Annotated in this window: 19 protein-coding genes; 11 read left to right on the top strand and 8 right to left on the bottom strand. The window is 37.3% G+C overall.

The features are described 5' to 3' along the window. Nucleotides 1–19 precede the first annotated feature (19 nt). Nucleotides 20–454 (top strand): Dps family protein, encoded by a 435-nt coding sequence (locus ACMAWV_RS08625; protein WP_103217260.1) that lies wholly within the window; start codon nucleotides 20–22, stop codon nucleotides 452–454. 13 nt (nucleotides 455–467) lie between these two features. On the opposite strand, the gene ACMAWV_RS08620 is transcribed toward ACMAWV_RS08625, so the two are convergent. Further along, a complete protein-coding gene (locus ACMAWV_RS08620) occupies nucleotides 468–1,076 on the bottom strand; it encodes a tRNA-uridine aminocarboxypropyltransferase (RefSeq protein WP_412469570.1) in 609 nt (202 codons plus the stop codon). 60 nt (nucleotides 1,077–1,136) lie between these two features. On the opposite strand from ACMAWV_RS08620, the gene ACMAWV_RS08615 reads away from it, so the two are divergent. Further along, nucleotides 1,137–2,897 carry an acyl-CoA dehydrogenase family protein gene (locus ACMAWV_RS08615; protein WP_392991900.1) on the top strand — a complete coding sequence of 587 codons (1,761 nt, stop codon included), beginning with the start codon at nucleotides 1,137–1,139 and terminating at the stop codon, nucleotides 2,895–2,897. A gap of 34 nt (nucleotides 2,898–2,931) precedes the next feature. Here ACMAWV_RS08615 and ACMAWV_RS08610 read toward each other — a convergent pair whose 3' ends face one another. Then, entirely contained in the window at nucleotides 2,932–3,642 is a 711-nt protein-coding gene (locus ACMAWV_RS08610; RefSeq protein WP_412469571.1) for a hypothetical protein, read from the bottom strand. 77 nt (nucleotides 3,643–3,719) lie between these two features. Here ACMAWV_RS08610 and mnmD point away from each other — a divergent pair, with 77 nt between their 5' ends. The 3 genes from mnmD to ACMAWV_RS08595 all read left to right on the top strand — a co-directional run bounded on the left by mnmD (nucleotide 3,720) and on the right by ACMAWV_RS08595 (nucleotide 6,179). Then, nucleotides 3,720–4,472: a tRNA (5-methylaminomethyl-2-thiouridine)(34)-methyltransferase MnmD gene (mnmD, locus tag ACMAWV_RS08605; protein ID WP_412469572.1), complete on the top strand. Its 753-nt coding sequence runs from the start codon at nucleotides 3,720–3,722 to the stop codon at nucleotides 4,470–4,472. Continuing rightward, nucleotides 4,462–5,406: an NAD(P)H-dependent flavin oxidoreductase gene (locus tag ACMAWV_RS08600; protein ID WP_412469573.1), complete on the top strand. Its 945-nt coding sequence runs from the start codon at nucleotides 4,462–4,464 to the stop codon at nucleotides 5,404–5,406. The genes mnmD and ACMAWV_RS08600 overlap by 11 nt, the downstream gene beginning before the upstream one ends. Before the next feature lie 209 nt (nucleotides 5,407–5,615). Beyond that, nucleotides 5,616–6,179 carry an HNH endonuclease gene (locus ACMAWV_RS08595; RefSeq protein WP_103217267.1) on the top strand — a complete coding sequence of 188 codons (564 nt, stop codon included), beginning with the start codon at nucleotides 5,616–5,618 and terminating at the stop codon, nucleotides 6,177–6,179. Nucleotides 6,180–6,215: 36 nt separating this feature from the next. On the opposite strand, the gene ACMAWV_RS08590 is transcribed toward ACMAWV_RS08595, so the two are convergent. The 3 genes from ACMAWV_RS08590 to ACMAWV_RS08580 all read right to left on the bottom strand — a co-directional run bounded on the left by ACMAWV_RS08590 (nucleotide 6,216) and on the right by ACMAWV_RS08580 (nucleotide 9,423). Then, nucleotides 6,216–6,689: a hypothetical protein gene (locus ACMAWV_RS08590; protein WP_103217268.1), complete on the bottom strand. Its 474-nt coding sequence runs from the start codon at nucleotides 6,687–6,689 to the stop codon at nucleotides 6,216–6,218. A 135-nt stretch (nucleotides 6,690–6,824) separates the two neighbouring features. Next, nucleotides 6,825–7,799 carry a DUF4423 domain-containing protein gene (locus tag ACMAWV_RS08585; protein WP_103217269.1) on the bottom strand — a complete coding sequence of 325 codons (975 nt, stop codon included), beginning with the start codon at nucleotides 7,797–7,799 and terminating at the stop codon, nucleotides 6,825–6,827. 82 nt (nucleotides 7,800–7,881) lie between these two features. Beyond that, complete coding sequence (locus ACMAWV_RS08580; protein ID WP_103217270.1) at nucleotides 7,882–9,423, bottom strand: FMN-binding glutamate synthase family protein; 1,542 nt, start codon at nucleotides 9,421–9,423, stop codon at nucleotides 7,882–7,884. A 150-nt stretch (nucleotides 9,424–9,573) separates the two neighbouring features. Here ACMAWV_RS08580 and ACMAWV_RS08575 point away from each other — a divergent pair, with 150 nt between their 5' ends. From ACMAWV_RS08575 to ACMAWV_RS08555, 5 genes are all read left to right on the top strand, one after another. After that, complete coding sequence (locus ACMAWV_RS08575) at nucleotides 9,574–10,437, top strand: acyl-CoA desaturase (RefSeq protein WP_392991886.1); 864 nt, start codon at nucleotides 9,574–9,576, stop codon at nucleotides 10,435–10,437. A gap of 100 nt (nucleotides 10,438–10,537) precedes the next feature. Beyond that, nucleotides 10,538–11,494 carry a tyrosine-type recombinase/integrase gene (locus tag ACMAWV_RS08570; RefSeq protein ID WP_412469574.1) on the top strand — a complete coding sequence of 319 codons (957 nt, stop codon included), beginning with the start codon at nucleotides 10,538–10,540 and terminating at the stop codon, nucleotides 11,492–11,494. Nucleotides 11,495–11,934: 440 nt separating this feature from the next. Continuing rightward, complete coding sequence (locus tag ACMAWV_RS08565; RefSeq protein WP_233189698.1) at nucleotides 11,935–12,906, top strand: ribonucleotide-diphosphate reductase subunit beta; 972 nt, start codon at nucleotides 11,935–11,937, stop codon at nucleotides 12,904–12,906. A gap of 3 nt (nucleotides 12,907–12,909) precedes the next feature. Further along, nucleotides 12,910–15,279, top strand: coding sequence for a ribonucleoside-diphosphate reductase subunit alpha (locus ACMAWV_RS08560; RefSeq protein WP_412469575.1), 2,370 nt, complete (start codon nucleotides 12,910–12,912; stop codon nucleotides 15,277–15,279). A 100-nt stretch (nucleotides 15,280–15,379) separates the two neighbouring features. Further along, entirely contained in the window at nucleotides 15,380–16,030 is a 651-nt protein-coding gene (locus ACMAWV_RS08555) for a hypothetical protein (RefSeq protein ID WP_412469576.1), read from the top strand. Nucleotides 16,031–16,057: 27 nt separating this feature from the next. On the opposite strand, the gene ACMAWV_RS08550 is transcribed toward ACMAWV_RS08555, so the two are convergent. From ACMAWV_RS08550 to ACMAWV_RS08540, 3 genes are all read right to left on the bottom strand, one after another. Further along, entirely contained in the window at nucleotides 16,058–16,378 is a 321-nt protein-coding gene (locus ACMAWV_RS08550) for a hypothetical protein (RefSeq protein ID WP_412469577.1), read from the bottom strand. A gap of 10 nt (nucleotides 16,379–16,388) precedes the next feature. Further along, nucleotides 16,389–17,807 (bottom strand): DUF4105 domain-containing protein, encoded by a 1,419-nt coding sequence (locus ACMAWV_RS08545; RefSeq protein WP_412469578.1) that lies wholly within the window; start codon nucleotides 17,805–17,807, stop codon nucleotides 16,389–16,391. 107 nt (nucleotides 17,808–17,914) lie between these two features. Then, a complete protein-coding gene (locus ACMAWV_RS08540; RefSeq protein ID WP_103217277.1) occupies nucleotides 17,915–18,769 on the bottom strand; it encodes a class I SAM-dependent methyltransferase in 855 nt (284 codons plus the stop codon). A gap of 93 nt (nucleotides 18,770–18,862) precedes the next feature. On the opposite strand from ACMAWV_RS08540, the gene ACMAWV_RS08535 reads away from it, so the two are divergent. Then, on the top strand, nucleotides 18,863–19,438 hold the full coding sequence (locus tag ACMAWV_RS08535; RefSeq protein WP_103217278.1) for a Maf family protein: 576 nt from the start codon (nucleotides 18,863–18,865) through the stop codon (nucleotides 19,436–19,438). The last annotated feature ends 71 nt before the right edge of the window (nucleotides 19,439–19,509 follow it).

The following is a 19,509-nucleotide window of genomic DNA, read 5'->3' as shown; positions in this document are numbered from 1 at the left end:
AGAAAATAAAGGAGAACGTATGAACACGATTAACCAATTAAAACTAATTCAAGCTGATGCACAAGTATACTTTATGAAACTTCACAACATTCACTGGAATGTAACAGGAATGATGTTTCAACCAATTCACGCGCTAACTGAAGCTCTATACAACGAATTTGCGATCGTTTTTGATGACCTTGCAGAAAGACAATTACAACTTCATCAGAAACCTGTTTTAACGATGTCAGGCGCACTCGAAATAAGCCGCATAAAAGAGACGAATGAGTCATCTTTTACAAGTACGCAAGCGCTAGAGCTAATACTAAAAGACAATCAATACTTCCTAGAAGCCTTCAAAGAGTTATCGGCAACAGCTGGTGATGAAAACGATGCTACAACAGTCGCTTATGCAGACGAAAAAGTTGCTTGGCTAGAGAAAGAAAATTGGCAATTAAGAGCAATGCTAGAATAGTCTAAAATATCCACTAAAGCCGAAAGTCACCCTTTCGGCTTTTTTTTATTCTTTCCACTATCACCTTAAAAGCTTCAATCATATGATCCTTAACCTCAGATCCCTCGAGAACCTCTAGAGCGTGTGCTATGGCCTCATATGTACACAGAAAATTCTCACCAGGAGACTTTCTTAATTCGTAGATACTGTGTCCCACATCAATTAAGTGATATTTAGGCATACGCCCAAGTACTTCTTCACGCTTGTGAAATTTCTTGGCCTTTGACCAAGAACCGTCAGGCACAACAAGACAAGTCTGCTTACCTTCTTCGGCCTTATAATCCTGCAAAGGAAGTGAGTCTTGTGTTGGAAAAAGATAGATATAATCAAAGGTATCAAAGTCGAAAAGCTGGGGCCCAAAAGGCTCATGAACATTTCCTCTTTCGAAAATTTCACATTTCTTAAGTACCTTGGTCGCGAAATAGGCCGTATTACTCGTCAGCCATCTCTCAGTATAATGCATAGGGATGATGACTTTAGTTTGGTTAGCAAACGGTTTAAGCACGTCACAAAAGCACCAATGAGTATTGATGCGACAATTTGGACAGCGGGAATCTCTTGTATCTCGGCGTGACTTTGACATAGGTTTGATTTATCATAATTAGTGCATTTATTCGATTTTAAAATAAAGGAAAGGTAAAAAATGAATTATTTTAGTGATGAAAGTGAATGGAAGTGGATGCTTAGAAACGCAATTGATTGGAAAACTATTATTCCAATGTACTATCCTAACTTCCCTACTGAAGACGGCTTTAATAATGAAGAAGAAATCCTAAGCTTTATGGAAGAGCTTCTTACTCAAACAGGTAGCTGGGCAGCTGATGCAGTCTATGCCAGAGCAGAGGCCATTGATCAAAATGGTGCTGGAGAAGTTAAAGATGGTAGAACGATTCCTGGCCCAGAATTAAATGCATTCTATCAAGAGGCAACTGAGCTGGGAGCATTTGGAGTAAGTCTTCCTACTGATTTTGGAGGAATGGGACTTCCTGCTGTTGCACTAATGGTTTTACTAGAACAACTATCACGAGCGTGTAACTCTCAATGTACACAGCTTGCTTTCTTTACTTCAATCGCAGATATGGTTCACCGTTTTTGTGACCACGAAACAGCACAAAGAATTGTTCCTAAAATTATCTCAGGAGAACTTTCAGGATCAATGAATTTAACAGAGCCTGGCTGTGGTTCAGATCTTGGTATGATTAAAACTTCCGCAACTCCAGTTGGAGATGGCACATATAAGCTAAATGGTTCGAAGATATTTATCACTAATGGTGGTGGCGGTATTGGCTTTGTATTGGCCAGAGTAAAAGGTGCACCAGAAGGACTTTCAGGTTTATCACTCTTTCTATGTGAGCAAGATGAGCCAGGTGTTGAAGGCCCTAATTTTATCGTTGCCAAAAACGAACATAAGATGGGAATGCATGGATCATTTACTTGTGAAATCGTTTATGAAAATTCTATTGCTCGCCTAATTGGTGAAGAAGGTCAAGGATTCAAGTATATGCTTCACCTCATGAATGAAGCACGTATCGCTGTAGGTATGCAGGCACTTGGTGGAATTGAAGGCTGTATTGGCTATGCTAGAAAATATGCTGATGAACGTATGCAATTTGATAAGCCGATTTCAGAACTACCACTTATGAAAAGAAATCTTGAAGACTTTGAAACTGAAAGAGATGCAATTAGAGCACTACTTGTTGATACGATTTCTTCATATGATATTTTTCAAAAGTTAGATCTAAAAAAGAAAATAACAGGAGAGCTTACAAGCGAAGAAGAAGCTCAATTTAAGAATGCTTCAATTTGGACAAGAAAACGCACTCCTCTTGTTAAGTACTATTCATGTGAAGCTTATACATACCTCTCAACTAAGGCCATTCAAGTTCTTGGTGGTTATGGATTTATGGAAGAGTATCCTATGAGTCGCTATCACCGTGATTCGTTTGGTCCACTTCTATACGAAGGAACAAGTCAAATTCAAGCGCTCATGGCCCTTAAAGACATGATTAAATATATTGCAAAGAACCCTGACAAATACTTTAAGAATCTCTTTATTAAGCACCCTGCATTTAGTTGGGTTAGTGCGGAAAGCAAAGAACAAAAAGAGCTTACTTCAACACAATATACTTTTAAGAAAAGTCTTGTGAAATTAATCATCAAATGTCTCAAGCCAGATAGCCTTTCAGATCTTGCAAACCCAAAGGCATGGATGAATGAAGAAAATGTCGACAAACTAATGATCCACGCTGAAACGATCTGCCAAGGACTTTCATATCTTGAAACATTAAGAGTTCTTGCAAATCACGCTTCAATCGATAAACAGAGATATGATTTATTCTCTCGCTACTTAAGACTTGTTACACCAAGACTAACAGCAATTTATAATGATTGGGATTTAAGATAATGAATGAAGCCTCTTATTAAAAGTGAGAGGCTTCTTATTTTAAAGTATATTCTTCAATATTTTGATAATCATACTTAACATTGTTATTTGAGCATTGTGTTTCATATTCAATTTTTTCGATCATTGCATTTCGAGAAGCAGCTGAATTGGCTTCAATTGTATAAGTATACTTTTGCGACAAGACCTTTTCGTTTGCAGATCGATCAGTAACGATACTTCTTACAAAGATATTTGAGTTTGGAAATGAATAAACAATTCCAATTCCTGCAAAATTTGCGTAAACCTGATTAGGATTTCCATTATTGAAGAAGGCCTGACAAAATAATTGCATAAATCCATCTTCATCTGTTTGCACTTGAGTCTCTAAGAGCTCACCAGGTACATCGAAGGCACCAGATACAACTTGTAGGCTTATTTTATTATTATAAACAGCATCAATACTTGCCCTTACATTTCTAACACTCGGGTTAGCACTACAAGAACCTTTTCTAACTTCAAACTTAACAGTCTCGATATCATCAGTACTTGCTAAATTCATACGCATTGCTCTTAAACGAGAACAAGCAGAGCGAGCATTAGATAAAGAAAGTTCATCTAAAGACGGCTGAACTTCAACTATACTACCAACTTGAGAACTAGAAATAGGTGCAGGACCACCACCGTACTCACCACATGACGACATCACAAATGTGCAGGTGATGGCCAATAAAATATGAAAGAATTTAGATTTTAAAACCGTATTCATCAACTAACTATTCGGATTCGGTTAACTAAACTTAAATTTCCATGGCCGTGAAATAGCTCAAGTGTTAAATTTTACCTATGAAATTCAAAACAAAATTAGGCGAATACCAAGCAGTAGAAACCGCTGATGGACATCTAACACTACACAGTGGCCTCTATGATGAGAATTGTCATTCAACTGCTGGTGCCTATGAAGAAACCCTCCATAACTACGTCTATGGCTGCAGCGTCATTGACCGAGCAAACAACTCACCTATAACAATTTTAGAGATTGGCCTTGGGGTAGGCCTAGGAGTTCTTGCAACATTCAATGAAGCAAAAAACTGTCAAAATAAGATCAAATTTATCTCAACAGAAATTGACCCTGAACTAGCTCAATGGGTTTGTCGACAACATGGTTTTTCAAATGGCGAAATTTCAAATGATAAAATCAAATTTAACATAGACGATAATTTTGAAGTTGAAATTCTAATTGGTGATGCCAGAGAAACTATAAAGAAACTTATCCTAGAAGAAATTAAAGTGGATTGTATTTTTCAAGATGCTTTTTCGCCTACAAAAAATCCTTCTTTATGGACAAAAGAATGGTTCAGGAATCTGCGTAGTTTATGTAATAATAATTCCGTAATGACAACGTATAGCGCATCAGTCAAAATTAGAAAGGCCATGCTCGAAGCAGATTTTCACGTTACCAATATGAAAGGTTTTGGCAATAAACGAACGGCCACTCGTGCTTTTACTGACGGCCAATTCAAAGACGAGAAATTAGAGGGAGAGCTCAGTCGATCAAAGACTCCCCCTTTTTCAGATAAGGATTTAAATGAAATTTGATATGTTTAACTTAAAAGATAATGTGATTTGTAAGCTCTTCAACATTGAATACCCTATCATTCAAGGTGGGATGGTTTGGGTCTCTGGCTCAAAATTAGCGGCAGCAGTAAGCAATGCCGGAGGCTTAGGCCTTATTGGTGCAGGTTCAATGAAGCCGGATCTTTTAAGGGAGCATTTAAGAAAAGCTAAATCACTTTTAGATGATGGTAAGCATATTGGAGTCAATGTCCCTCTTCTCTATCGTCTTGCAGAGGAACAAATCCAAACTTGTCTTGATGAAGGCATTAAAATCTTTTTTACATCAGCAGGCTCACCAAAGAAATATACAAAGTTTTTAAAAGATCAGGGATGTACAGTTGTCCATGTCACTTCAAGTCCTGCCCTTGCAAAAAAATGTGAAGATGCGGGCGTTGATGCAGTTGTCGCAGAAGGCTTTGAGGCCGGTGGCCACAATGGACGAGACGAAATTACAACAATGTGTCTTATCCCACAAGTTTGTGACACAGTTAATATTCCTGTTATTGCGGCCGGTGGCATCTTTGATGAACGCACAATGGCCGCAGGCCTTTGTCTTGGAGCAAGCGGTGTCCAACTTGGAACTCGCTTTCTTATGACCAAAGAAAGTAGCGCCCACCAAAATTATAAAGATCTTATTTTAAAAGCAGGCCCTGGAGACACTCGCCTTCAGATGAAACCATACGTTCCCGTAAGACTTTTAAAAAATAAATTTGCCATGGAGTCACTTAAACTAGAACTCGAATGTGCATCAGTTGAAAAGCTCGTTGAACATTTAGGAAAAGGCCGCGCCAAGCTTGGAATGCTTGATGGCGATATTGATGAAGGTGAATTAGAAGTTGGCCAGGCCTCGGGGGCCATTGACGATCTTCCAAGTGTTAGTGAAGTTATGAAAAAACTTATCACAGTTTTTTCATAATTTTGTGGCGCCGCTCTGATCCTGACTATTTTTAACAGTTACTTTGTGTCACCTGTTCAATCTTTTTTTTAGATAATAACCATCTAATATTGTTATGTTTTTTGGCATGGCCCTTGCTTTATATAAAGCAAGGAGGTGAAAAAAAGTCCTAACACTAGGCACACACAACACACGCACATTACACAGACATTTTGACGGAGGAAAACGCAATGAATGCAATCGCGATGAATGGATTATCGTTTGGTTTCTATCGTGAATTGGCCATGACACTAGTATGGTATATTGGCTCACTCTCGTTGATGTTATCGCTATTTGTTTTTGTTATCAGACCAAAATTTGGTCTAGCGCAAGCGCAGCAAGCTGAATTTAGAACACAGATGGAGATTGCAAAATTTATTCACACAAGAAAGTCCCAAGTAGCATTTGGGAATGAAAAAAACTGGAAGTATCTACGTAAGCAAGTCTTTCGTATCCAAGGCACGAAGTGTCTAAAGTGTGGAATCGAGCACGACAATATGCACATTGATCATATAAAACCTAAATCGATTCACCCACACTTAGAGTTTATGATTGATAACCTTCAGGTTCTTTGTCCAAGTTGTAACCGTGAAAAGTCGAATAAAGAAGAAGTCGACTATCGCAAAGGACACCACTTAATGGCGCTCGTAAATACCATTAAGGAGAATAAGTTATTAAGAGAAAGGTATACTTATGACTTTGACAAGCTAACGGGCCTTACAAAAGAAAAAATGCAATTTGAATTAGCAGCATAATCAAATGAAAGAAGGGAGCGCAGGCTCCCTTTTCAATTATAGATATTCGATTTTAGTTACTGAAAATAAAAAGACGTCCTCTTCAGTTTCGACCATTGTCTCTACTGAGGAAATTGAAGGCCTACGGCCCTTATAGTACACATCAATCATACCAGCGTTTGTAATCGCATAATCAAGTTTTGAATATTTAAAAAGTTGAGTTACAAGTCCACCAGATCCACTTAAGTAATAATTTGTATACGCAGATGATCTTGTATAGTCGTAGCCTAGATCATGAGAAACATTCTTAATAAGAAAGTTATCACCTTCTCCAACATTGCAATTGAAAACATTCAAACTATTGTTCCATTCAAGAACTTGTGTAACTTCACATTCAGCTGAAATAACAATTTCATTTGTCAGCATATTTGTAATTTCAAAGTCAAATTGAAATCTTGCCGTAGACTTGGCACTTGCATTCGAACTAATAAAAATAAATGATAAAAGTAGCGTCAAAATTATTCTATTCATAAAAACTCCCTAATGAAAATTTAAAGATAGGTTATAAATTTTGAAATGAATAGAATATATTCAGGATATGAAAGTTGGAAAAACTCTCCCCGATTTTGTCACACGAGTAACAAATTTAGACACAATTAAATAAAATCAGTCATTTATATCATCACTACCAGGATTAAATAGATTGAAATTGAGCACTAAAGTAACAACATCTTCATCAGTATCTTCAGAAACTATCTTTTTAAAATCTTCAAAAAATCTCAAGTAAAGAGCAATGATTTGTTGTCTTGCAGATTGGCTTGCATTAAAAACCATAGAACCGTAAGCATCTTTTTCTGACTTATCCTTTATATTTGCGATGGCCTTTTCAAGCCAGAACTTACGAATATCATTCATTTGCTGACGGCTACCTCGATCACTAATTTTAATTTTTCCAGCACGATAGATTCCATCGACTTTTTCAATCAATTTATTATTTTCACAAATAACTAGAATATCATTAACTTCTTTTATACTAAGGCCTGTGGCCTTTGCTAGAAACGAATCCTGATGAAAGCTAAGTTTTTTATATGCAGGTAAATCCAAACAAATAAGAACAATTCCAATATTTGGGTTATCAAAATAGTGCTTAGTAATCTCAAGGCGCATCTTATTATAATTATCGAGGAGTGGAATTGACTTCTGTGAAGTTAATTCGAAGACAAGGGCCATCGATTCCATCTCATCAAGTCCAAATACGATTTGTAAGAAATCATTTAAACACAGTCCTGTCTCGCCACTTTTTAAACGTCTTAATTTTGATGTAGTAATGCCACATGAGCTAGAGATGTCATTTAAGGATTTATTACTAAAAATAAAATCAAGTAATTTAGATGGCTCTTGTAAGGTATCTTGATAGCGTAAATAGGACAAAAGAATATTTTTAAGATCAATCTTAAATATGTCACACAAAGATAAAAAGTCTTCCCATGAAGTCTTTGAATGACCTTTTTCCCAACGATGGACAATATTAGAGCTGGCGCCTAATTTCTGATTAACCCATTCTTGGCTTTTGTCACCACGAATTGATCTTATTAACTGTTGTGATAATTCATCAAAATCAAAATCTGTCGTAATACTCATAATCTCTTATCGACAAATTTCATTCATATTTAAGTGAAATATTGGATAAAAAAATGCTAGGGCCTAAGCTCTAGCATTTCCTTTATAACGTCTTATATGAAGGATAGATATCTTCGTAAGAGTTTACACCGTGATTACTATCGCGTTTAAAGATATCCTTACGCTTTAGATCCTTAACATTTTCATAGCCAGCAGCTGCGACAATTTCTCTAACGGCCTCAACTGTTGCGTGGTGAAAGTTTGCAACACGCTTACCTTTTTGATCCACATTAAGACCTTTAACGAGATCAGGGTTTTGCGTTGTGATACCAACTGGACACTTATTTGAATTACAAGTAAGAGCTTGAATGCAGCCAATTGCAAGCATCATTGAGCGCGCGCCATAACATGCATCGGCACCAAGTGCGATGGCCTTTACAATGTCAAAAGCTGTAAAAATCTTTCCAGCGGCAATGACTTTGATTTCATCCTTTAGGCCGTATTCAGTTAAAATATTAACGACAGCTGTTAGACCTTCAATTAAAGGTGTTCCAATTGAGTCAGAAAACTCTAAAGGGGCAGCACCTGTTCCTCCCTCGGCACCATCAACTGCTATATAATCAGGATAGTTTCCAAGCTCTTTAAAGGCCTCAACCATTTCGACAAACTCGTCTCTACGCCCAAAACATAATTTAATACCTACTGGCTTGCCTCCACTTAACTCCCTTAAGCGCTGAATGAAAGCAACCATCTCTGTCGCATCTCTAAACTCTTTGTGAGATGGAGGTGAGTCAACCTCAGTGCCCTGTTTAACTCCACGAATACGTGCAATTTCAGCAGTATTCTTTCTGGCCGGTAAAATCCCTCCATGCCCAGGCTTTGCACCTTGAGAAAGTTTTAACTCAATCATCTTCACCTGATCCAATGTGGCCTTCTCTTTAAAGCTCTTATCACAAAAGCCACCTTCTGGAGTTCGTGCCCCGAAGTAGCCTGTTCCAATTTGCCAAATAAGATCACCTCCACCCTTTAGATGATAGTCACTAATTCCACCTTCTCCTGTATTGTGAGCAAAGTTATTAAGCTTTGCACCAAGGTTTAATGCTTCAACTGCACGCGAACTTAGAGAACCAAAACTCATTGCAGAAATATTGAATATTGAAAGATTGTATTTCTGATCACAATGCTTGCTCCCAACCACGACTCTGAGATCTTTTTGGACTTCATAAAATTCTTTAGGATACATTGAATGATTGATCCATTCATAACCTGTTTCATAAACGTCTTTTTGAGTTCCAAAAGGTTTTGTACTAAGTGCTAGCTTTGCTCTTTGATAGATAACGTTTCTAGTTGTTCGTGGGATGGGTGTTCCATCTTCATCTGATTCAATAAAGTATTGATAGATCTTAGGTCTTAGATCTTCCATAACATAACGAAAGCGTCCAACAACAGGATAGTTGCTCTTTAGTGTATGCTCACTTTGCACTAAATCGTAAAAACCCAGTAAATAGATTGGGACTAAGATTAAGTACTGATAGTAGAAGAACTCATTAAAAAAGACTCCAGCAAATATCGTTGCCACGTTTGTAATAAGAAAAAACAACCAAAATAATTTACGTGGACTAACCCCGCGACCAAGATAGGCCATAGATACCTCATTCGTAGTGAACAAATTATGTTTTAATTTGTCAGTTTTATACTATTTATGACTTACTTATCGTCAACATTTACATTTGTTTTACAATGAAATTGCTCGTGAATTGTTAAGATTAGTTAAACACAAACACGAGAGACACCTATGTGCAAAAAGACTTATTCATTAAAAAATCTAAATAAAACAAATACACTCTTTCTTTTAATCACACCACTAATTGCTATTGCAGGAACAATTGCATGGCTTAAAATTGATGGTTTTGATTGGAGAATTTTAGCATTATCGTTAATTTTCTATATCGCAACGGGGCTAGGAATAACGGCCGGATATCACCGACTATTTGCTCACAGGTCCTACCAAGCGAGTTGGCCAGTAAGACTTTTACTACTGATATTTGGAGCTGCGGCAGTACAAAACTCTGCACTTAAATGGTGTAATGACCACAGAGTTCACCATGGAAAAGTAGATACCGAACTTGATCCATACAATATCAATGAAGGATTTTTCTACGCTCATATGGGCTGGATTCTACTTTTAGAAGATCAAAATGAGTACAAGTACTCTAAGGACCTACTAAAGGATCCAATGGTTATGTTTCAACATAAATTCTATCTTGGCTTCGTTGCACTTTTTAGCTTTGCCCTGCCAGCACTCATTGGATACCTATGGGTAGGATCTTGGCTAGGTGGCCTATTTGTGGCCGGTGTTGCTAGAATTGTTTTTGTTCACCACTGTACATTCTTTATCAATTCACTATGTCACGTTGTTGGGACTCGCCCTTACGATAAAGGACAAACAGCACGTGATAGCTGGATTATGGCGCTTTTCACATATGGTGAAGGTTATCATAATTTCCACCACACATTTCAAACTGACTACAGAAATGGAATTAAATGGTATCACTTTGATCCAACAAAGTGGCTCATTCGATCTTTAAACTTCGTAGGGCTTACGTGGAATCTTAAGAGGACACGTCCTGAGTTAATTCAAGCCAAAATTCAGGCCTAAACGAAGCTTATATACCTGTTAAAGGCACACCAGAATAGAAACGGTGTGCCTTTTTTTTCCTCCACCATACCCCAGATAAAAACCTTGCTAAAATTGATATATGTTCGATTTAAAGCAAGAAGATATTGGTCATGACTTTATTCTCGATGAAGAGTTTTTTGAAAACTTTACTTCATCTCATACAAGAAAATCTTATCTAAATGATATTAACCAATTCTTATGCTGGATTAGTGATTACTATAAGCTTAATGACTACAATTCAATTGAGCGTATACATATCATCAAATTTAGAAATTACCTCTCTGAATTTGGAGGTCATAATCAAAACCCTTCAACACCAAAGACGATCAATCGAAAGCTTGCGAGTTTAAGCGCATTCTTTAAGTATCTCGTCGAGAAAAATCTACTTAAGGCCAATCCTGTCTCAAGTGTTAGAAGACCAAGAAGTGAAGTTAAATCCCCTACTAATGCCCTTAACAAGCAACAGGTTTTAGAGCTATTTTATCATATGGGACAAAATGAAAAGAGCAAGTATCTTCACTTAGCACTCTTTACAACGTTCTTTACAACGGGACTTAGAAAGAGTGAAATTTTAAATCTACGTTTTAAAGATTATCAAATACAAGGCGCTAATAAGATTCTTCAATATCGTGCAAAAGGTGGAAAGCTTGGTAAGAAAGTTTTGAATCCTATCGCGATAAAGGCCCTTGATGAATATATTGAATGGATGAATGAGAATGAACGAGACACAGCAGAAAATGACTGGCTTTTTCAACCAACTAGAAATCCAAGTGATCCAACAAATTTAAACAAACCTATAAACCCGAGAACAATTAATGAGCTTTTAGACAAGTATGCTCTTAAAGCAGGTATCGGATTTAAAATTACTCCCCATTCGGCCAGGGCCACTTTTATCGGAGAGCTCCTAGAAATTGGTGTCGATATCTACACAATTGCAATTGAAGTAGGTCACGCATCAGTGAAAACAACTGGTGAATACGATAAGAGAAGAAACAAAATTAAAGAATCTCCTACACTAAAATTAAACTGGGAATAAGTTAGTTTTTTTATTTCGCACCCCATTGTTCGTATATTTTAACAAGATATAGTAGTGTCAAAAATATTACGGCCACAATATATGGTATAAGCACATCGTGTCAAAGACTCCCCTTGCTAATAAAAATTAGATGACAGAATTTTTAAGACAGTATTTTTTTTCTAAAAATAAGACTTGAAAAAGTGCCGAAACCCCTTGTTTAATGGGTCTAGAAAGACACATCAACCTGATCAAGTATAAAAATTAGCGGCCCTTAAAAAAAAAGAAATATCTATTGAGTCTTGTGTATTGAAATAGAAAGTAGGCAGTCATACACTGAATAAGAACAACACAACACGATCTTATTAAATAACATTTAAGAGATTTTATATTTTTTTTACTAAATATAAGTTGCATGTATTTAGCACACACACGCTATTGCAAAAGTTAAGGAGGAACTTGTGACTTCACCAATTCTAGCACAGAATGACGATAGATTCGTCCTTTTCCCAATCGAATACAATTCAATCTGGGAAATGTACAAAAGACACATGGCAGTTTTCTGGACTGCTGAAGAAATCGACTTGGCCCAAGATATTACTGACTGGGAAAAGTTAAATGACAATGAGAGACACTTCATTACTCACGTTCTTGCATTTTTTGCAGCAAGTGATGGGATTGTTAATGAAAACCTAGCTGTACGTTTCTACAATGATGTACAAAACCCTGAAGCTAGATGTTTCTATGGTTTTCAAATTGCAATGGAAAACATTCACTCTGAAACTTACTCTCTACTAATTGATACATATGTAAAAGACGCTAAAGAAAAAGATCGTCTTTTCCACGCTGTTGATCACTTTGAGCCAGTTAAGAAAAAAGCTGACTGGGCAATGAAGTGGTTATACTCAAAAAATACATTTGCTGAAAGATTAGTTGCATTTGCTGCCATCGAAGGAATCTTCTTCTCTGGTTCATTTTGTGCAATCTTCTGGCTAAAGAAGAGAGGCCTAATGCCAGGTCTATGTACTTCTAACGAGTTTATTTCTCGTGACGAAGGTCTACACTGTGAATTTGCAGTTCTTCTACACTCACTACTTGATAAAGAAGAACAATGTAGCAAAGAAAAGATCAAAGAGATCCTTACTGAAGCAGTTGAAATTGAAAAAGAATTCATCACTGATGCAATTCCAGTTTCTCTAATTGGTATGAATGCAGACCTGATGAAGCAATATATTGAATTTGTAGCTGACTTCTGGATGCAACAATTTGGTCTAGAGACTCACTATGGTGCAGCGAACCCATTTGACTGGATGGAGCTAATTTCTCTTGAAGGTAAAACAAACTTCTTTGAGAAGAGAGTTTCTGAATACCAAAGACCAGGTATTCTTTCTGAAAAATCAGAAAACACATTCACACTAGACGCGGAGTTTTAAGAAATGTACGTACAGACAAGAAGTGGCGAGAGAGAGCCAATTAAATTCGATAAAATTACAGACAGAATCAATACACTTGCCTTTGGACTAGAAGGTAATGTTGATGCAACAATGATTACTCAAAAAGTAATCGAAGGTATCTACGACGGTATTACAACAACTGAACTAGATGGACTTGCGGCCGAAACAGCTGCATACCTTGCAACAAAGCACCCAGACTATAACGTACTTGCTGGACGTGTTGCAGTTTCTAACCTTCACAAAGAAACAAAAGGTTGTTTCTCTGAGAACGTTAAGGAAATGTACCACTATGTTAACAAGGCAACTGGTGAGCACGCTCCTCTTGTTTCAAAAGAACTATATGAAACAGTAATGGCAAATGCTGAATTACTAGATAAGACAATCGTTGATAAGCGTGACTTCAACTACGACTACTTTGGATTCAAAACTCTTGAGAAGTCTTACCTTCTTAGAATGGATGGTAAAATTGTTGAAAGACCAGGCCAAATGCTACTTAGAGTTTCTGTTGGTATCCATATGAATGACATGGATGCTGCAATTGAAACATATAACCTAATGAGCCAGAAGTTCTTTACTCACGCAACTCCGACTCTATTTAACTCGGGAACAACTAAGCCACAGCTTTCTTCTTGTTTCCTACTAACAATGAAAGATGATTCAATTGATGGAATCTACGACACTCTTAAGCAAACTGCACTGATTTCTCAGTCTGCTGGTGGTATCGGTCTATCAATCCACAATATCCGCGCAAAAGGTTCATTCATCAAGGGAACTAATGGTACGTCGAACGGAATCGTTCCAATGCTAAAAGTTTTCAATGATACTGCTCGCTACGTTGATCAAGGTGGTGGAAAGCGTAAAGGTTCATTTGCAATTTACCTTGAGCCATGGCACGCAGACATCTTCGAATTCCTAGAAATGAAGAAGAACACTGGTAAGGATGAGCAAAGAGCGCGTGACCTTTTCTACGCACTTTGGACGCCAGACTTATTCATGAAGCGTGTTGAAGAAGATGGACAGTGGTCACTATTTTGCCCACATGAGTGTCCAGGTCTAGCTGAATGTTATGGTGCAGAATTTGAAGCTCTTTACACTCGCTACGAGGCAGAAGGTAAAGCTAAGAAAACAATCCGTGCACAAGACCTTTGGTTTGCAGTACTTGAATCACAAACAGAGACTGGTTCTCCGTACATGCTTTACAAAGATGCAGCTAACGAAAAATCAAACCAAAAGAACCTAGGTACAATCAAGTCGTCAAACCTTTGTACTGAAATTCTTGAATATACAGCACCTGATGAAGTTGCTGTTTGTAACCTTGCTTCAGTTGCTCTTAACAAATTCGTTAAGACTGACAAAGATGGAAATGTAACATACGACCACAAACACCTTTATGAAGTTGTTTACCGTATGACGAAGAACCTTAACAGAATCATCGACATCAACTACTACCCAGTAATTGAAGCGAAGAATTCTAACATGAGACACCGTCCAATCGGTCTTGGTGTTCAAGGTCTTCAAGATACTTTCTTTATGATGAGACTACCATTTGAGTCTGAAGCAGCACTTAAGCTTAATAATGACATCTTTGAGACAATCTACTTTGCAGCTGTAACTGCTTCAAAAGATGATGCAATCATTGATGGGCCATACTCAACTTACGAAGGTTCTCCAATGTCACAAGGTCAATTCCAATTTGACATGTGGGGACATACTGCTCACTCAGGAAACTGGGACTGGGATGGTCTAAAAGCAGAAGTTGCAAAGCACGGTGTAAGAAACTCTCTTCTAGTTGCTCCAATGCCAACGGCATCAACTTCACAAATCCTTGGTAACAACGAGTGTTTTGAGCCAATCACTTCAAATATCTACGTAAGACGTGTTCTTTCTGGAGAATTTGCAGTTGTTAATAAATTCTTAGTTCGCGACCTAATTGATCGTGGCCTATGGGATGATACTTTAAGAAATGAAATCATTGCTAACAATGGTTCAATTCAATCAATTGAAAGAATCCCAGAGGATTTAAAAGCTCTATACAAAACTGTTTGGGAAGTTAAGCAAAAAGCAGTTATTGATATGTCTGCTGGACGTGGGCCTTACATTGACCAAGGTCAGTCACTTAATATCCACCTTGAAAACCCTAACTTCGGGAAACTTTCTTCAATGCACTTTTACGCTTGGAAGAAAGGGCTTAAGACAGGTATGTACTACCTACGTTCACGTGCTGCAGTTAACGCTGTTCAGTTCACAGTAAAGAATGAAGGTAAGAAAACTCCTGAGCAACTTGAGCAAGAAGCGGCAGCAATGGTTTGTTCAATCGACAATCCAGAAGATTGCCAAATGTGTGGAAGCTAGTAGTTACATTTAAATTAAATTTGATCCAACTCCGGTTGAATCGAAGTGCTAGAAAGAGGGGCCAAGGGATTTGGCCCCTCACTACATTTAGAGCGATAATATGAAAATTGAAACAAATCAAAAACAAGATAACGCAAAATTTTGGCAAGAGGGATGGGATAAAGGCTTCACAGGCTTTCATCAGAGTGAATACAATCAGGCCATGATTGATTACTTCGGCGATCTTGATCTAAATGGAAAAACTGTACTCATCCCCTTATGTGGTAAATCACTAGATATGATCTATCTTGCAAATAAGGGGGCAAAAGTAATTGGCGTTGAAGTCGTTAAAGATCCTGTTGAACAGTTTTTTAACGAGAATGAAATTGAGTTTAAAAATAATGATCAAGTCTATTCTTCTAAAGATGGAAAGATCGAAATTCATAACAAGGATTTCTTCAAGATCGAAGACTTAGGTAAAATTGATTTTCTCTACGACCGAGCTTCAAATGTAGCACTTCCAAAGTGCATGAGAGAAGAGAAGTACTACCCTACAATCAAGAGACTAATCCAAGAAGAGACCAAAATTCTATTGATTACAATGGATCACGATGGATCTCGTGACTTTGGTCCTCCTTATGCAATAAATAAAGAAGAAACAAAAGAGCACTACCCATTGATTGAGCTGACTAATGAAGATAGTTCTAAGGCAATGGAGCGATTCCAAGAAGAAGGAATCAAGAAAGTAAGACGCTATATTTGGGCCAACTAAAAAAGCGGGCCCAAAGTATAAGCTAAATTAGTAATCGTAGCTTGCAAGAAGTTTTAGACACTCAGTTTCTGGAGATTCAAACTCAGCTCCGTCTGACTCAATACACTCTTCTAGCCTTCCTTTAAGTTCAATCGACATCTCTTGACGTTCTTCTTCTGTCACAACACCATCTGCAATAATGTGTCCAGCTTCTTCAAACTCATCAGTTGTTAATGCATCATTAATTGATTCAGTCGTCGTAACAAATGGTGAAATAGTTAAAATAGTTGAAAGCTCTCTCTCAGAAACACCATCTGAATGAGCATTTAGACTTAAAAGTGTCATAACGATTAGTGCGATATTTTTCATAAACTCTCCTTTATAAACGTTTTCGTTTGTTGATATCTTTAATTAATTCTTTCGTTGTTTTTATATTCAAAGCGACTTCTTTAATTCGCTCAATTCTTTGCATAAAGTGAATACGATAGAATTGATCAATTCTATTTGTGACATCATTTGCCTTAGGCTTCTTTCCTTGTCTTAAGAGTAAATTGCTCTGTCGATACCAATCCTTATACTCGCTAGCAAGAGCTTCAAATTCATTGGCAATAGATGCATTTTCATTTTTTGAAGCAAGCTCGAGTAAATTCATATTTTCTGTCGAAAAGGCCATTGTTTCTAGAAACACAAATGCATGTAAAACTGAGGTATCATTAGAATCTTGACGAGAATGACGATGATGAAACATCTGCGCTTTAGCGGCCCTTAAACTAGGTTCAAGTAAGAGATAATCTTCAAAGCTTTTAACATCAAGTAATGCAAGACTCTCTAAAACCTTTTTCGATTTCTCTTTTAAAGTACGACTCTTTTTAGTACTTACATATCCACTCTCTTGTAATTCTTCTAAAAGACCCTTTGGAGTAGAAATATTTGAGCGCAATTTAGTGTGGCCAAAAGCTGCTCTTATGAGCTTGTATGATTCTGTCGCACAATTTGCAGAAAAGAACTTGTAGCGTCCCATATCTTTGTTCTTATATAGATTAAGCGCATGAGAGATAAATCGTCTCTTATCACGTCCTGTTACATTCAAGTCGTATTGGTAGAGGTCTCTAAATTCTTCATAATTATATTTTTGTTTAACTTGGGCAAGTGACATGAAATCAATCTTTGCAGCATAACCACCAAAGATACCTTTGAAAAAACCAGGAGATAAATCATCAACATCGGCCGCAACACCAAGAACAAATTCGACCTGATCTCTTGTTGGACAATTCTCTATATCTAGCTTACATGCAGAAACATAGAACATACTGTGGCCAAAGCGGCTCATTGCACTCTTTCCATTAGAGGCCATAAGGTATGAAATCTTAGTTATACGATTCGTATAAAAACTAATTTCAACAAGGCCCATTTGATTAAAAATAAATGTTGAAAAATGATTATCACACTTACTTGATGTGGGCCTTATACCTGTAACATCGGCCATGAATTCATAAATAGCAAAACGCTCACATTTAAAATTTTCATCGAGATAAAAACTTTCTAAGACTGAAGAAAACTCTTTAGCTGGTGATTTGAAATCTGATTCTAGATTAAGAGACTTGTAAATAACTTGCCTCTTTCTTACGCCCCCATGATGAATCGTACGTATACTTCTTTTCCAATTTGTCAGTGAAAGGAATTGATCCCTATGGGCCTCACTTAACTTACGAAACTCTAGTTCTCCAGCAATAGCTGGCACTATCATTAGGCACATGATGAGTGTCGTAAATAATTTGGAAGTTAGACGTAATTTCATAATTACTATAATTACGCTAAATTAAGGCCATTCAGTTAAGAAATGAAAGAATGTTAGAGGCCGTCTACTCTCTAGACGGCCATTAAATATATGAAATTATAGAATTTTTAGTTCGCGTTAGCGCTTGCTTGAACAAAGCTATAGTAGAAAACCGCGTTTGGATCATTAGAGACTTTCTTTAGCTCAATTCTCATCTCATCAACTGTCTCTTGATCCACACGTCCTTCTTTTACAAGTTGAGGGGCCGCAGACAAGAGAAGCTCACACCAATAATCGATGAATTCCTTTCTCTTATCGGGACGTCGATTATCAAGGTGCCACGTCTTTGATTCCACCTTAATATTTCTAAAACCTTGTTGCATAAGAAGGTTTCCAAGCTTTGCACCAATAAACGGGTCACCGCCCATATCGTATTGATAGTCATTAAAGGCCTGCCAATACTTCCAAGTATTTGGAGAATATGGATCAAGAAGAAAACTAGAATTCATAACTTCAGTAATATAAATACGCCCGCCAGGTCTAAGAACTCTTCTTGCTTCTGAGAGAACCTTTGCTGGTTCAGGCACATGCTCAAGAATCCAACACAGAAATGCTCCATCAAACTTACGTGAATCAAAAGTTAAATTTGTTGCATCCATCTGATGCAGTTCAAAACGATCCTTAAAAGCACCATTAAGAGTGCTCCCGAGAAATTCCTTTGCAGAGGCAAGCTGATGTTCACTGCGGTCGACGCAAGTAATGTGCATATCAGGAAATCTTCTTAAAAGTATTTCCGTTTGAGCACCAACGCCACATCCAATCTCAATTAATTCCTTTACCCTCGAAAGATTTACATCCTTATAAACAGTTTGTTCTGCAAAACGGGCCTGAGCACGTAAGCGATCCTGTTCAGTTTGGTCAAAACCATGAAGATATGGAAACTCGCTAGGATTTACATTATTATTTTCATTATTATCAGACATAGATTACCTCAATAAAGTTTGGGTTATTATATCATGAATGGCCCAAGCGTGATAGATTTGCTAAGTTATGAGAAATCGTTTTCGGAGTAAATTATGCAGTTAATATTAGGAAGTTCATCACAGTTTCGCCAAGCACAATTAAAACAGCTAGGCCTAGAATTCACATGTATTTCACCAAATATTGATGAAGAGGCCATAAAAACACAAGGCCTTACTCCACTTGAGGTTTCTCGTGAATTATCTCTACAAAAAGCACAAGAGGTTCTCAAAACTAATCCTGAATCAATTATCATCGGTGGAGACCAAGTCCTAAACTTCAATGGAGAGATTTTTAATAAGCCAGAAACACCAGAAAATGCTTTTAATCACTTAAAGCGCCTACAGGGTAGTACGCATGAGCTCATTACAAGCATTGCTGTCATCTCAAAAGAAAAGCAAGTGATTGAGACTGTCGTCTCTAAAATGAAGATGAAACCATTAACAGATGAACAGATCAAGCGCTATATCGAAATTGATGAGCCTCTATGGAGCTGTGGTGCTTATAAACTTGAAACACTTGGGATCGCGCTTTTTGATGAAGTCGAATGTCCAGATCACTCTTCAATAATCGGGCTACCACTTATATCACTCTCAAAAATCTTAGAAGATTTCGGTATCAAGGTTCTATAAATAACTGAAAAAACTAATAAAACAAATATCTGACTAAACAACTCCCTCAATATTACCGATGAATAATTGGT

The organism is Halobacteriovorax sp. RT-1-1, from assembly GCF_047085455.1.
Classification (GTDB): Bacteria; Bdellovibrionota; Bacteriovoracia; order Bacteriovoracales; family Bacteriovoracaceae; genus Halobacteriovorax_A.
This window is presented reverse-complemented; position numbering and strand designations above follow the sequence as displayed.

What these genes read in the sequence shown, in the direction of transcription:
- mnmD (WP_412469572.1), top strand. Translation starts at nt 3,720, where the DNA reads ATGAAATTCAAAACAAAATTAGGCGAATACCAAGCAGTAGAAACCGCT.
- ACMAWV_RS08570 (WP_412469574.1), top strand. Translation starts at nt 10,538, where the DNA reads ATGTTCGATTTAAAGCAAGAAGATATTGGTCATGACTTTATTCTCGAT.
- ACMAWV_RS08540 (WP_103217277.1), bottom strand. Translation starts at nt 18,769, where the DNA reads ATGTCTGATAATAATGAAAATAATAATGTAAATCCTAGCGAGTTTCCA.
- ACMAWV_RS08560 (WP_412469575.1), top strand. Translation starts at nt 12,910, where the DNA reads ATGTACGTACAGACAAGAAGTGGCGAGAGAGAGCCAATTAAATTCGAT.
- ACMAWV_RS08610 (WP_412469571.1), bottom strand. Translation starts at nt 3,642, where the DNA reads ATGAATACGGTTTTAAAATCTAAATTCTTTCATATTTTATTGGCCATC.
- ACMAWV_RS08595 (WP_103217267.1), top strand. Translation starts at nt 5,616, where the DNA reads ATGAATGCAATCGCGATGAATGGATTATCGTTTGGTTTCTATCGTGAA.
- ACMAWV_RS08555 (WP_412469576.1), top strand. Translation starts at nt 15,380, where the DNA reads ATGAAAATTGAAACAAATCAAAAACAAGATAACGCAAAATTTTGGCAA.
- ACMAWV_RS08545 (WP_412469578.1), bottom strand. Translation starts at nt 17,807, where the DNA reads ATGAAATTACGTCTAACTTCCAAATTATTTACGACACTCATCATGTGC.
- ACMAWV_RS08535 (WP_103217278.1), top strand. Translation starts at nt 18,863, where the DNA reads ATGCAGTTAATATTAGGAAGTTCATCACAGTTTCGCCAAGCACAATTA.
- ACMAWV_RS08590 (WP_103217268.1), bottom strand. Translation starts at nt 6,689, where the DNA reads ATGAATAGAATAATTTTGACGCTACTTTTATCATTTATTTTTATTAGT.
- ACMAWV_RS08625 (WP_103217260.1), top strand. Translation starts at nt 20, where the DNA reads ATGAACACGATTAACCAATTAAAACTAATTCAAGCTGATGCACAAGTA.
- ACMAWV_RS08615 (WP_392991900.1), top strand. Translation starts at nt 1,137, where the DNA reads ATGAATTATTTTAGTGATGAAAGTGAATGGAAGTGGATGCTTAGAAAC.
- ACMAWV_RS08600 (WP_412469573.1), top strand. Translation starts at nt 4,462, where the DNA reads ATGAAATTTGATATGTTTAACTTAAAAGATAATGTGATTTGTAAGCTC.
- ACMAWV_RS08585 (WP_103217269.1), bottom strand. Translation starts at nt 7,799, where the DNA reads ATGAGTATTACGACAGATTTTGATTTTGATGAATTATCACAACAGTTA.
- ACMAWV_RS08580 (WP_103217270.1), bottom strand. Translation starts at nt 9,423, where the DNA reads ATGGCCTATCTTGGTCGCGGGGTTAGTCCACGTAAATTATTTTGGTTG.
- ACMAWV_RS08550 (WP_412469577.1), bottom strand. Translation starts at nt 16,378, where the DNA reads ATGAAAAATATCGCACTAATCGTTATGACACTTTTAAGTCTAAATGCT.
- ACMAWV_RS08620 (WP_412469570.1), bottom strand. Translation starts at nt 1,076, where the DNA reads ATGTCAAAGTCACGCCGAGATACAAGAGATTCCCGCTGTCCAAATTGT.
- ACMAWV_RS08575 (WP_392991886.1), top strand. Translation starts at nt 9,574, where the DNA reads ATGTGCAAAAAGACTTATTCATTAAAAAATCTAAATAAAACAAATACA.